General features: G+C 60.4%; 13 protein-coding genes. 12 read left to right on the forward strand and 1 reads right to left on the reverse strand.

Features of this window, described 5'->3' with window-relative positions; all coding sequences use genetic code 11:
• The first annotated feature begins 2 nt into the window (after positions 1-2).
• The 4 genes from F8237_RS25905 (at position 3) to F8237_RS25920 (ending at position 4,428) form a co-directional block, all read left to right on the forward strand.
• Positions 3-626: a hypothetical protein gene (locus F8237_RS25905; protein WP_151649072.1), complete on the forward strand. Its 624-nt coding sequence runs from the start codon at positions 3-5 to the stop codon at positions 624-626.
• The gene (locus F8237_RS25910) at positions 626-2,098 is read left to right on the forward strand and encodes a hypothetical protein (protein WP_151649073.1); all 1,473 of its coding nucleotides are present in this window, start codon (positions 626-628) and stop codon (positions 2,096-2,098) included. Before F8237_RS25905 ends, F8237_RS25910 begins: the two co-directional genes overlap by 1 nt.
• The gene (locus F8237_RS25915) at positions 2,095-2,409 is read left to right on the forward strand and encodes a hypothetical protein (RefSeq protein WP_151649074.1); all 315 of its coding nucleotides are present in this window, start codon (positions 2,095-2,097) and stop codon (positions 2,407-2,409) included. Before F8237_RS25910 ends, F8237_RS25915 begins: the two co-directional genes overlap by 4 nt.
• Positions 2,410-3,981: 1,572 nt before the next feature.
• A complete protein-coding gene (locus F8237_RS25920; RefSeq protein WP_151649075.1) occupies positions 3,982-4,428 on the forward strand; it encodes a hypothetical protein in 447 nt (148 codons plus the stop codon).
• Between the two features lie 447 nt (positions 4,429-4,875).
• Here the strand turns inward: F8237_RS25920 and F8237_RS25925 are convergent, their stop codons facing one another.
• Positions 4,876-5,352: a hypothetical protein gene (locus F8237_RS25925; protein WP_151649076.1), complete on the reverse strand. Its 477-nt coding sequence runs from the start codon at positions 5,350-5,352 to the stop codon at positions 4,876-4,878.
• 116 nt (positions 5,353-5,468) lie between these two features.
• Here F8237_RS25925 and F8237_RS25930 point away from each other — a divergent pair, with 116 nt between their 5' ends.
• The 8 genes from F8237_RS25930 to F8237_RS25965 all read left to right on the forward strand — a co-directional run bounded on the left by F8237_RS25930 (position 5,469) and on the right by F8237_RS25965 (position 13,014).
• On the forward strand, positions 5,469-6,389 hold the full coding sequence (locus tag F8237_RS25930) for a hypothetical protein (protein ID WP_151649077.1): 921 nt from the start codon (positions 5,469-5,471) through the stop codon (positions 6,387-6,389).
• 93 nt (positions 6,390-6,482) lie between these two features.
• Complete coding sequence (locus tag F8237_RS25935) at positions 6,483-6,836, forward strand: hypothetical protein (RefSeq protein WP_244625971.1); 354 nt, start codon at positions 6,483-6,485, stop codon at positions 6,834-6,836.
• A gap of 744 nt (positions 6,837-7,580) precedes the next feature.
• Positions 7,581-8,354 carry a tail fiber domain-containing protein gene (locus tag F8237_RS25940; protein ID WP_244625972.1) on the forward strand — a complete coding sequence of 258 codons (774 nt, stop codon included), beginning with the start codon at positions 7,581-7,583 and terminating at the stop codon, positions 8,352-8,354.
• Positions 8,355-8,365: 11 nt separating this feature from the next.
• A complete protein-coding gene (locus tag F8237_RS25945; RefSeq protein WP_151649080.1) occupies positions 8,366-9,562 on the forward strand; it encodes a hypothetical protein in 1,197 nt (398 codons plus the stop codon).
• A 334-nt stretch (positions 9,563-9,896) separates the two neighbouring features.
• Positions 9,897-10,352 (forward strand): hypothetical protein, encoded by a 456-nt coding sequence (locus tag F8237_RS25950; RefSeq protein ID WP_151649081.1) that lies wholly within the window; start codon positions 9,897-9,899, stop codon positions 10,350-10,352.
• 105 nt (positions 10,353-10,457) lie between these two features.
• A complete protein-coding gene (locus F8237_RS25955; protein WP_151649082.1) occupies positions 10,458-10,646 on the forward strand; it encodes a hypothetical protein in 189 nt (62 codons plus the stop codon).
• Positions 10,647-11,047: 401 nt separating this feature from the next.
• The gene (locus F8237_RS25960; protein ID WP_151649083.1) at positions 11,048-11,314 is read left to right on the forward strand and encodes a hypothetical protein; all 267 of its coding nucleotides are present in this window, start codon (positions 11,048-11,050) and stop codon (positions 11,312-11,314) included.
• A 143-nt stretch (positions 11,315-11,457) separates the two neighbouring features.
• Entirely contained in the window at positions 11,458-13,014 is a 1,557-nt protein-coding gene (locus F8237_RS25965; RefSeq protein WP_151649084.1) for an ISL3 family transposase, read from the forward strand.
• Positions 13,015-13,082 lie beyond the last annotated feature (68 nt).

Raw genomic sequence — 13,082 nt, forward strand, 5'->3', positions numbered from 1 at the left:
CCATGGCATATGTGTTTCGGCGTGGCTGGTCGAAGGCGTATCGGCGACTGCGGCCGCCTGTCGTTGTTTCGGGCGCAATCCAGATCACACTCAATGCGGCGATCGGTTCGTTCGTCGCCGCGACCATACCGGCGACGTTCAGTGGCAGTCTTGCTCTTGGCGCCGGCGCGTTCGATCTCGCCGGCAACGCTGCTGCGGCGAACACCAGGGCGATCGGCGGCCCCGCAATTCTTGCTTTCACCGGCATGACGGCGGCCTTCAACGTGGCGGAAGCCGTCGCGCCCGGGAGCTTTGCTGTTGCCGGGATCGGTAGCCGAAATGTCCTCAATACCGTCGCTGCGCCCGGCGCCTTCATCCTGCCGGGCCTCGCAAGTTCGGGTTCGGTAGCGCTCAGCGCCGAGCCGATGGTGCTCGCCGTCGCGGGCACGGCTTCGAACTATGAACGAGATTTCGAGGCCTGGGTCAGACGACCATTTGATGCTGTCACGTGGCAGCCAGACGTGACGAATTCCTCTTCCGAGTGGAGCGGGCGCAATCCTTCCGTCCGTGCCTGGATGGAAACAGCCGCTGCTGCATCCACCTGGACGGCTGCCGCAGTCCACTCAGAGCCATGGACAAACGAATAATGCCCCTGCTTTCCTTTGGCGAATACCGCCCCGACGTCAGCGATTATGAGGGGCAGGCCACGCGCAACATCCTCAACGTCATTCCGCGCGGTGACGGCTACGGGCCGTTTCCATCCTTCTCGGCCTATACGTCGGCACTGCCGGCGCCGTGCCGGGGTGCGTTCTACGCGCTGAAATCCGACGGCACGGTCATCACCTTTGCCGCTACGAGTACCAGGCTCTACCGGCTCAACAACATCGACTTCACCTGGGTCGATGTCTCCAAGGGCGGGGCGTCCTATTCGGCGCTTTCCGCCACCGCGCAGTGGCAGTTTGCCCAGACCGGAAACTTCGTCTTTGCGACGCAGGCCAATGCGGTGCTGCAAATCTTCGACCTCTCGTCGTCGACGGCCTTCACCGATGCGCTGGGTTCGCCGCCGCAGGCCGCCTATATCAGCGTGGTCGGACGCTTCCTGGTGTTGTCAGGGCTGCTGTCGACGCCGTACCGGATTCAGTGGTCCGGGCTGAACAATTTCAACGGCGCGGACAGCTGGACCAGCGGTATCAAGTCGTCCGACTTCCAGGACTTTCCGGACGGCGGCATCGTTCGCGGCGTCGCCGGCGGCGAATCCGGCATCGTCTTCCAGGACCAGGCGATCCGGCGGATGTCCTACGTGCCGGGTTCGCCGATCATCTTCCAGATCGATCGCATCACTCAGGACAAGGGCCTCTACGCGCCATACTCGATCATTCGCGCCGGCGAGCGAATCTTCTTCTACGCCGGTCAGGGCTTTCACAAGATCGAGCCGGGCGGCGTGCCGCAACAGATTGGACGCGAGAAGGTCGATCGCAGCTTTCTCGCCGATCTCGATAAGGGCAATCTCCAGCTGTTCATGGGCGCGGCCGATCCGCGCTCCACGCGCGTCTATTGGGCTTACAAGTCGGTGTCCGGCACAGTCGGCACCTACGACAAGCTGCTCGGCTACGATTTCCTGCTCGACCGGTTCTTCCCGGTCGCGGTGACGGGCGAGTATCTGCTGGGCATCTCGCAGACCGGGCTGACGCTGGAGAACCTCGACAGCATCTCATCATCGCTCGATGCGCTGACGCTGAGCCTCGACGCCTACGCGACCGCCGTGCAGCCGGAGATCGCGCAGTTTTCCGAGGCCCATGTGCTCGGCTTCTTCCGCGGCCCCAGTCTCGAGGCGACGCTGGAGAGCCCGGAGCAGGGCACGGATGAGAACCGCATCACCATCCGCGGCTTCCGTCCGCTAACCGACGCCGCAACACTGTTCGGCTCGGTCTCCTGGCGCGACACGCCGGCGGCCGTGACGGTGCCTGGTGCGGAGGTGTTGGTCAACGGTCGCACCGGCCGCTGCGACGTCAGGCGCGACACCCGCTATTCCCGCTTCAAGATTCGGATCCCGGCGGCGACGTCGTGGTCGTTCTGCGCGGGTGTCGTTCCCGATCTCACACCGAGCGGCACGCTATGACGGCTTACGTTCCCGGCATCACCGAGACCGACCTGAAGAAGATCGTGCTTGCGATCCAGCAGCTGGCTGCCGGACGATCGAACGCCGTCGGGAGCGTGACGCTGACGACGGGCGCGTCGAGCACCACGGTGACGACCGCGAACTGCGCGGTGGGTTCGGTGCCGATCCTGGTGCCGGCGTCAGCGAATGCGGCGACGGAGGTCGGCAACGGGACGATGTATGTGAGCGCGGTGGCGAATGGCGCGTTCACGATCACGCATGCGAACGCTGCGACGGCGGGGCGGATGTTTTTGTATGCGGTGGTGGGGTGAGGGGCATACCTGTGGCGAAGATTTAGCGGCCATGTTTGCCTCGGCTTGCCGAGACACGAACGATTTTCTTGAAAGGAATAATGATGGCAACTTCTGATCTCCAACGTCTCTATGAACTTTATAGCCAAATGATCCGGCGATCAGTTCCGGTCTGCTTCGACCCCCCAGCCTAACAACGCCGTGCAGAACGGCCAGGCGGCCGGGGTGATAGGAAATTATGCGCCGACGGGAGGAGTGTTGGGGTATCTATCGACGACGTCGGTGCCCACGCCGATCGGGATGCAGGGAGCCATGCCAATGCGAATCGGCTTTCGTTCGCCGCGATCGGGGACTGGTCTTGGATTGGGCCGCGGTTTACCGATACCAGATGGTTCTGGTTCCAGGCTGGACATGCCGGACCCGGAGCTTGAAAGATTAGTCCCAGATTGGATGCGACGTTTCTGGGCAGTAGGGACGCTCGTACCTAAGATCATGACAAGCGATATGCTAGGTCGTGCTGGCGTGAACGGTGAATCTCCAGGACGGGATGCATCGCCGTCTTCCCAGCCACAGTCTACCAGACGGGAAGACCGCAGCGGGGGAATCGGTTGGTACGTCGGGCTGCCGAACCCAGACGAAAGAATATTAAGTCGAGTTGAAGGCGAGGAGGTGGAATCTCCGCCGCTTGCTCCTAAAGACCCTACTGATATCGTGGATGAAGAGGAGTGTGCGGAGGAATGGGCCGCCGCACGGAGGGATTGCAAAGAGGGATTCAGAGGGCCGCGAGGTCAGGGGCCGCTTTCAATTCCAAAGGGGCCCCGAGGTCGAAATTATACTGAAGATGATTGCGCGCGTGGCATTGTGAGGGCAATCTGTGGCGGAGATGCCCTGAAGCAAGGATTAAGTGGCGAACAAAGAGCAAAGCGCAACAACAATGAGATTCAAAAAAGGCGCAAAGATCGAGGAAAATAGCAGAGGCGACTTTGTGGGCTCGACTCTGATTTCGAGGCGTCGTGGTTGGCTTTCTCCCGTGCATGCCCATCGAGAGGGGTGCATAAGTAGCTACGTTCGGAGAACCTAGGTGTCGTCGCAATCTGCACGAATTGTATCGCTCGCATTCGAGCTATCGCACGATGAGCTCGAACCCATCTTGAGGCTCGAACGGACCGCTTCGCCCGCGGAAACCGCTCTTGCCGGCTTCGCGGAGGTTCTGAACGCGAAAGTGTCTAAGCTCGAAGGAAGAAAGTGACGTGCTAAATACCTTCTCTCCGGTCTGAATGCGCTAGCCTTCAATCTAATGAAATGGAAATATTGGACCGATGCTGAACTCGTGTTGAGCGAACTTGTGCGATTGGTCCTTGATCCACAAACAGGCGTTTTTTTTGGACGATGCTCGATTAGGGCAAGCTAAATGTCTCAAACTTCTCGGGCGAACACGTGACTTTGATAACGTCAAGCGTGAGATTCCAGTGGGCACGAGATTTTGGATGCACAACAGGTTTTGGTATCTTGAAGACGAGTAACGAGCCGGATATCTGAGAATGCTGTCGAAAGTGATTGCGTCTCTAATTTGCAGGAACCAGGGAGATTCGATTGAACTCCGCTTCAGAGAAATTCATATCTCTGATTTTCGACAAACGGCTCGATGAAGCCAGGGCTCTTCTTCGCGCGCATCGAGGGGCTTTAACCGGAGACGAGCTACCTCGACTGTTCGGAGTGGAGGAGGCGCTGCGGGCCAAAATCGGGCAGCTTGGACCCGGTCCGAGTGAACAGCGGCGAACTCTCGCCGGTGCGTACACGGCGGCGCACTGGTTGAGGGAGCAGAACTACTGGGATGAAGCACAAGCGATCTATCTCGACGTGGTGAAGCGATCCCTGGAGATGAACGAGGCATTCTTTCTCAATGATGCCCGCTTAAGCCGAGCGGTATGCCTTAAGAACCTGGGACGGATGAACGAATACGAACTTGCGAAGGCGGAAGTACCGCCGGGCACGACCTGTCTGATTGATTGGGTTATTTGGCGGGTCGAGGATCTGTAATACGGTCTTGTACCGCTTGAGACGAAATTTTCTGAATTTGGCACGGCTTATCTCATCTCTGTTCCGAAAATTCTCATGAGCGCCCAGCTTCCGAACACTGATGCACCTTCTCTGGAGCCAATAGGCGAGGCCGTGGACGACACGCATTCGGAGTTCAGCACAAGATGCTCATCGCTCGTCGCCCCCTTCATCTCAAATAGCAATTGGGAATTCCGGCGAGAACTCCTTACGCGCAGCGCCAAATGGGGCCTCATCTGGCGGGCCGACTACGCCATCGCAGATTTGGTTGCACGAACTTGATCAACCGGATCATGTGTTGGGAAGGTCTGGACCGGAAGCTTGTTATGGCAGTTGCGGTCGGTCAGCGCATCGCGCCGTTGCCGGCCGCTCCACGGGACGACACTGGTGATACCGCGACTTAAGACAACTTAGTCATACCATCGAGGATCACGTCCCGTCGTCGCATTGCCGGATGATGGTCTTCTTCGCTGTCCCCAGTGTCTTTCGGACGTCGAGAAGTGAAAACGTCTCCTGGGTCTGGTACTTGGGAAATTCCACGACAAAGGACTTCTGCTTGCTCGCGGCCAAGGCATTGACGAGCTCTCTGAAGTCCCATTGGTTCTGGCGTCCTTCGGCTTTGAACTGGCTTCCATCGAGAAGGAAGGGGTGGTTCTTGCCGTCGACGATGATCTGCGCCGTTACGGTCTCTTTGACCTGCGGCTTGATCCGCGCGACCGTGATGAACATGCCGGGTGTCTTGTTTTCGCTGCCGGCCGGACAATAGATGCTGAAAGTGGAGCCGGCGCCGTTCTCGATGTTGGCCTCCAAGGTCCCCTGGCCATAGCCGAGCGTCCAGCGGAAATCGACGGCCAGGGCGGCCGTGCAGCTCATAGTCAGGGCGAGCGCTGTGGGTAGCAGTCTCATCTGTCACATCCGAAAGTGGTGATCCCCTAGCTATAGATGGATCGTCCGACATTGCAACGGCGCCTGCAACTTGTGGGCAGGGCGCGAATTTCTTCAGATCCGACATGGAGATGAATATGGGCTTCCGCGATGGTAGTGCATTTGTCCCTGAGACATACTCGGGCGCCGGCGGTGCACTCGGCAGGCTTTTGACCGCGACGGGACAAGTGGCGAATGGAGCCAATCGGATTGCCGCCGAGTCAGGCGTGTATGATCCTGAAGCCTTTGGCGGCGCTGCGCTTGGCCTGATGGGCAGAATGCGCGCGCTTCAGCAGCAACAAGCCGCCTATCGGCCGAGCGCGATGAGGGCGACGGGGCCGCTGACCAACCAGATCGTGAGAGCGGAGAGTAGCGGCAGGGCAACTGCCACGAACGATCATTCAAGCGCCCTGGGAGCCGGGCAATTCTTGCGTGGGACATGGCTCGAAATGCTAGCCAAGTACCGGCCGGATTTGACCGGAACGCCGGACGAGCTCGCGGCGCTGCGCAAGGATCCAAGGCTCTCGGCAGAAATGGTGGAAGCCTATGCCGGCGAGAATGCGAAGAGGCTCGTTCGGGCTGGGCACGAGGCCACGCCAGGTAACGTCTACCTGACGCATTTTGCGGGTCCGTCTGGCGCGCTCAAGATACTTGCTGCTGACCCGGCCTCGTCGGCCAGATCGATTCTCGGGGACGACGCAGTCACGGCCAATCCGTTTCTCGACAGGATGACGATTGGAGACGTGAGGTCATGGGCGGACCGGAAGATGAGGGCGCAGCCGTTGGCACCGCGTCCGCCGGGACCTGCCTTTCCCGATCGTGCAGATCCAATCTTCGGCGCGCCAGCCTTTTCGGAAGGGCTCGTTGCGCAGCCGCAGAGCCCCTCGTCGAGCGGGCCGGCGACGTCCGCTCCCTTGCCGGATGCTCCACATGGCATGGACGATCGCACGCCTGGACTCCTGACCAATGAACCTATGAGGCTTTGGCCGGTACAGCCGCCAATTTTCTTTCCGTTCTGAAATGTCGCGTAAGGGCCGTTTCTGGGGGATGGGCGCGCTGGTGACACCCAGCTCGTTTGCGTCGATCCCGCCCATATACGCGAGATCTGGCCGTTGGTTGGTCGTTTGCTCAAGCGGGCCATCGTCAAGACGGGACTGTCAGCATTTGCGACGGTTGAACGCGACATTCTCGACGGCGTCTCGCTGCTCTGGGTTGCCTGGAACGGCACGGCGATCGAGGCCGTCGCATCGACCAGCCTCCAGCAGACGGAAGCGGGCAAGGTCTGTGTCATCACGGCATGCGCCGGCGTCGGCATGACGCGCTGGCAATCTCTGATACGCGGAATCGAAGAGTACGCCGCGGCGGAGGGCTGCCGGTGCGTGCGCATCTTTGGACGGAAAGGCTGGGGCCGCGTTCTCGATGGATACAACGAGACCTTTGCGATCATCGACAAGCGCTTGCACTAGCGGAGGGACGTGCGTCCGGGAATGCTGCTGACGCCGCCGCCTGCACGGAAGGATTTTCTGCACTCCACGTGCCACCCGGGGTTGCGTTTGTTCTTGATTTGTTCTAGATGAGACGGAGCTGTTCGTTCGCAGGCGTCGGGGCCAAAAATGTCGTGGTTCGAGCGCCATCCGAGTGAGGGAGGCATCGCGCGGTTCACGACAGTTGATGGATCGCGATACCGCTTGGCACATGGAGGCGGCGCCTGGCGCTCCCAATGGTTTGGTGGGCTTGCGCTGCTCGGCTTGTTGATCGGCACGGGAGGTCGCCCTGCAGCGGCACAAGAGACGGACTTCGCCCCTTACCTCGCGCGGCCGCCGGAGAGCAGATTCATCAGACGGACACTCATGAACCTCTATCGATCAACCGATGAGTATCCCGCGTCCTGTGGACCTGGAATCCTCGCTATTACGTCACTGTCATCAAGGCCAAGGTTGTCTACCAGCACTACCCCGACAGTCAGGAAAAGGTCGATGGGATCGCGAAGCGATCGGGCCTGACCTATCGCGTGATCTACGATCCATGACTGACAGTTTCACATCGTTGCATCGCGGGCCTCCCCCTCGCTCATGCTCGCGGGCACGTCTCGGCACAGTACAGACTCAAGTTCAAAAGGAACCTCGTCCATGGGCGGACAATCCACCTCCACAGAAACCAAGCAATCACAGACGGCGCCATGGGCTGCTGCGCAGCCGGCGCTGCAAACGATGTTGAGTCAGATCGGCGCCGGGCTCAACAACACCGGCCTGACGTCGGCGGAGGGCTCGGCGCTCGACACGCTGAAGAACAACGCTGCGGCGGGCAATCCCTATGCGGGGCAGATCGCGAGTTATGCGCAATCGCTGCTGAGCGGCGGCGGCGCCACCGCGCAGGCCGCCAATGTGCAGGACAACCTCGCAGCCTATCGCAATTGGATGACGCCCTATGCGAACGGCAGCATGATCGGCAACAATCCGGCCCTCACCGCGCAGCTTGCGCAGATTCGGTCGGATGTCGGCAACGATGTCAACTCGCAGTTCGCCGCCGCGGGCCGCGACCTCAGCGGCGCCAACCTGATGGCTTACGGAAGAGGCGTCGCGGCGGCTGAGGCGCCGGTGATTGCCGCGCAATACAATCAGGACGTGGCGAACCAGCTTGCCGCGACAAATGCGCTTTATAACGCCGGCAACACCACGGCCAACACGCTGACCCAGATGCAGCAGAGCGATCTTGCCAATCGCGGCCAGGGCGTCACCGCCGCGCAGTCGGCGCTCGATGCACGGAATTACGGAGCCAACGCCACCTTGGCCGAGGAGGTGCAACGCAGGGGCATTCCCGTGCAGGCGTTGAGCCTGCTCGCGCAGATCGGCGTGCCGATCGCCCAGCTTGGGACGCAGGGCAACAGCACGACGACGGGAACGCAGGAGAAATCCGGGGTGGATCAGTTTGCAACGATTGCAGGCGGAATCAGCGGTCTGATCAACGCCTTCAAGCCCAAATAGGGAGACTGGATATGACGGTTCAGACCGACGGGGCGCCGACCGGGGCCGCTTTCGACCTGGCTAATGCAGGTTACACGGAAATGCCCGATACGGACAGGGAACGCGAAGACCAGTCGATCGGCAGCGATAGCACCTCGCTACGCGATGCCGCCGACCGGCGATCCCGCTCGCAGCCTGAAATCGTCGTCAGGCAGTATACAAATTCGGAAGGTAAGCCCGCCGCCGCAAACGAGGCTGTAACCCTCGCGCGCGCGGCGCGGGACTATGCAAGCGCAACGGCCGGTGACAGGCAGATCGCCGAGAGCGAGTCTTCGGAGGCGCTTGCTGCAAGGATCGATGCGCTGCGCGCCGAAGTGGCCGCCAGCGATCCCGATGCGCCGGAGTTCTACGGGTTTGAGCAGCCCGAAGCCAGCGTCGGGCGTGACGAGGACATCGAAGCCCCGACGAATACGACCACGGATCAAGCGAAGCGATCTACCGAGCTCGATCCCGATCTTGAGCGGCTCATGATGCATCCGCAGGTCCGCCTCGCGCTCGAGGAAAAGATAGGCGAGGTCGAACGCGCGCGGCGGAGCTATGCCGACGGACTTGATGCCGCCATGCAGATTGCGCAAGTGAGCTTTGTCAGTCAGTTTCCCGAATTGGCCGGGCTCCCGCCGGAGCGGCTTCCGGAAGCCCTCGCGCAAATAGCGCAGCAGGATCCCGCAAAGCTGGCACGTATCCAGGCGATCGTCACGGGTAGCGAGCAGCTGCGCGCCCGGCAGAACGATGAGGCGCAGCGGACGGCGGAAGCCTCGCGGCGCGACTTTCAGACCTATGCAAAGGCAGAGGATGCCCGGCTGGAGACGCTGCTCAAGGAAGAGACGAGAGACGTCAGGCAGGCCGTCGCGCAGGAAATCATGTCGTCGGCCAAGGCCAGCGGTATCGAACCGGACGAATTGCGGCGCCTGTTCGATAGCGAGCCGCTGATGCGCAATGCGACGTTCCAGCGGATGATGTACGACGCCGGCAAGTATCGCTTGATGATGAAGGCGAGGGACGCCGCCGTCGCAAAATCAGTCCCGCCGGTGATGCGACCGGGTATGGCCGCAACTCGATCCGAACGTGAGCAATCGGATATGCGTTCGCTCAATGCTCGGCTTTCGAACTCCGGCGATCTCAAAGACGCGGTGGCGCTTTATCAAGCACGGAAGACGGGCAGGCGTTGAGTTCGGCTCGCACATGGTGCAATCTGTGGCTGAAGGCAGGGCGCATTGAATTTCTCGGGATACCAGTGGTTAGCAAGCATCGTTCTCGATGTTTCATCAATTCCCGCTTGTGACGGGGGGCTTTATCGTCACCTTCGGGCTCATTTCCTCACGGTCTGCGCACGTTGAGCGCCCGACTTTCCAGCCCTGGCAATCTCAAGGACGCGGTCGCGCTTCACCGCGCGAAGACGGCCGGTCGACGGAACGTGGTGTGTAATGTCAGACCTTCGTCGGAAGGACAGATGTACTTCATTTGGCTATGAATTCGACGTTGTGCATGCAAGATAGGATGTCCATGCTGAGATCTGTTCTGTCCGCGGTGCTGGTCGTGACAGGCCTTCTCCCGTCGGTTGCTGCATGTGCGGGTGATTATACCGTTTCCTACGCTTTCGACAGCGCGAGGGGTGACGATGTCGCCGCCGATGCAACCGGGTTGCCCAACGAAGCGGGGACGACGAGAGAATGCTGGTATGAGAAGTATTGTAGTATAAGCCTGCCCAAGGCAGATCTGACGATAACGTTTACCTTACAGCGTTCGAGTCGTCATCAGGTGATCGTTTATGCCGATGGTGGTCGCAGCCGCGGTGCCGGTTGTTGCTATTTTGCAGGCGGGGAGCGTCGTGCTGCAATCGAGCTTACCCAGCCCATGCTTTACCTGCGCATCTATGAAGGGCCCGCTCTCAAGCAAAACGAAGTCGTCCAGAGCATTCATTTGGGGCTTCTCTATCTCCAGTTTTCGGACTTGAGATAGTTCCGCGTTCCGGCGCGCTGTCAGCTTTTTGTCCGTTAGCCGAATCCTCTTGCGATCATTCGTTGATCGCAGGACCGGATAGGCATGTTTCCAGAGGAACTCATCATGGCCACCATCGAGCGGCAGTACTTGCCTCCTCTCAATCCCGAGATCGAGATCGCGGAGGCTGATCGCACGCGCGTCTACGATATCGTTCGCAGGCAACTGGCCGATCTACTGGAGGGCGACCAGTCCTATTATTTGGATGGGGTCCAGAAGGATTGGCGGGCTCGAGCCGATGATCTTGACGGCTAAATTGGATCGTTCGCTCTTGCAAGGACGTGTCAACGATCCAGCCAATATCCTTGGAGACGTGCTCAGACATCTCCGTGGGCATGCCAAACAACTCCGGACCCAAATCGAGGGGGCAGGGCCGTCCGATCCAATCGAGCTCCCTCCAGCAATGTCGCCGACTACCCGAGACAGGAACGAACTGTATCTCTATCCAAATCCGTTTGCCCCGCCAATGGAGACTCTCCCCCAGCCGTGGCAAGAGTGGCCGATCTCGTCGACCGATGGTGGCGCCACGGGAAGTGCGACGACGAGGCCGGAGTGGCGCGTCGCGCCACCAATATTCTTCCAGTCATAGGGACCTCCCTCGATAATGGCCGCATCTATCGGCCATCAAAGTGAATCTACGACAGGGCAACCTCACCATGAGCGAAGACGAAAGAAATTTCATTGAACGGGCCGCCTCCATCACCGGCAATCTCTATGGCGAACCGATGTCGCCGGAGCGGATCGCGGAGAACTTCGCGCTCTACGGTTTGAAGAAGCGCGTGGCGGCACTGGAGAGGTTCGATGCCGAATTGGGCGGCGACATCGATTCGAGCCCTCACAGCTTGCGAAAGCGCGTCCAGTTGGTGGATCTGCGCTGGCGCATGGGCAGCCTCCATGAGGCGCTGCGCAACGCGAAGCGATGACCCATCCGTTGCTCACGGCGCTTGCGCAGGCCCGATTCCGCGATGCGCCGTTGTTTGTCAATCGGCCTGCAAAATTGGCTCTGACTCACTTTTGATGCAGTTTGGGGGATGTCTGGCGCTTTGATTGGGGGAGAATCAGCGCCATGCAGCAAGCACTCCACCGCTCCAGTCTGGTGCCGCGTGGGTTTGTTGTAGAGAGTGCGTATTACGAGGGTGATAGGGCCATTGTTGTGGTCCGAGCGTCGGGAAGCGTCGGCCTATGTCCATCGTGCGGAGCGGTATCCCGGCGTGTCCATAGCCGCTATCGAAGACGCGTGACGGATCTGCCGCTCTCGGGGCGGACCGTCCAGCTCGTAGTAATTGCCCGACGCTTCCGCTGCGACGCCGTTCTGTGCGGGCGCCAAATCTTCACGGAGCGCTTCGCCGAAGGGGTACTGGCACCATCGGCGCGACGCACGGCGAGGCTGGAGTCTATCGTTCATCACCTCGGCTTGGCGCTTGGCGGTCGACCGGCAGCAGACTTCGCAAGGCGGCTGATGCTGCCGGTGAGTAAGGATACTCTCCTGCGCGTGGTCCGACGCCGTCACCGTCCCCCGGCTGACCCTCTTAAGGTTATCGGCATTGATGATTGGGCCTGGCGGCGCAATCACCGATACGCCAGCATCATCTGCAACCTGGAAAGGCGCCGGATCGTCACCCTGTTGCCAGATCGTGAACCTGCGACAGCCCAAGCCTGGCTCGCCGCTCATCCCACGATCGCTATAGTCGCTCGCGATCGCGGCGGAGGATATGGCGAAGCTGCGGCAAGAGCCCTCCCGCATGCGGTACAGGTCGCTGATCGTTGGCATTTGATGGAGAATGCCAGTCGGGCCTTCCTCGATGCGATCCGCAAATCGATGCGCCAGATCCACAGCGCAATCGGGGCGACAACCATCAATCCCAAACTGCTCAGCGCGGCCGAGCGCCTGCAGTATGAAGGATATCTTCGCCGCGAAGAGACCAACGCGACGATCTTGGCCCTGTCCAAAGGCGGAACGCCGATCAAGCAGATCGTGCGCCAGACCGGCCACAGCAGGAAGCTGGTACGGCAGGTGATCCGCGGCGAGCGCACCGATGTCTTCCGGACCCGGCAAAGTTCGCTGGATCCGCATCTGCCATGGCTCGACGATCAGTGGGCGTCCGGCTGTCGAAATGGTGCTGAACTTTGGCGACGCTTGACGGCACGTGGCTTCCGAAGCTCGCTCCGCGTCATCAGCGAGTGGGCGACCCGCAGACGACGGGCCGAAAAGGCCGATGCCCAAAACCTTCAGCGGATCCCGTCGGCTAGAACAATCGCGCGCCTCATGACAATCGGGCGGGATTTGCTAACGAAAGCCGAGACAGTCACGGTCGCGGCGATCGAGGCTGGTGCACCAAGCCTGGTTGAGGCCCGCGAGATCATCGCTGAATTCCACCTGATGATCCGGCGCAAGGCCGAGGCGGATCTCACCACATGGATCGAGCGCGCCCGTGCCAGTCTTGTCGCATCGTTCGCCCGCGGCGTAACGAGTGATGAAGCGGCGGTTCGAGCAGCGATCACCTCGCCTTGGTCCAACGGACAGACCGAGGGGCAGATCACCCGCCTCAAGCTCGTCAGACGCCAAATGTACGGCCGGGGGAAACTCGATCTGCTTCAAGCCAGATTAATCGGCGCAGAATAAGCGGAGCTGCACCAAAAATGCGTCAGAGCCAAATTTGCAGGCCGATTGACAGCCGGGCCCTTTTTGCG

The organism is Bradyrhizobium betae, assembly GCF_008932115.1.
Lineage (GTDB): Bacteria > Pseudomonadota > Alphaproteobacteria > Rhizobiales > Xanthobacteraceae > Bradyrhizobium > Bradyrhizobium betae.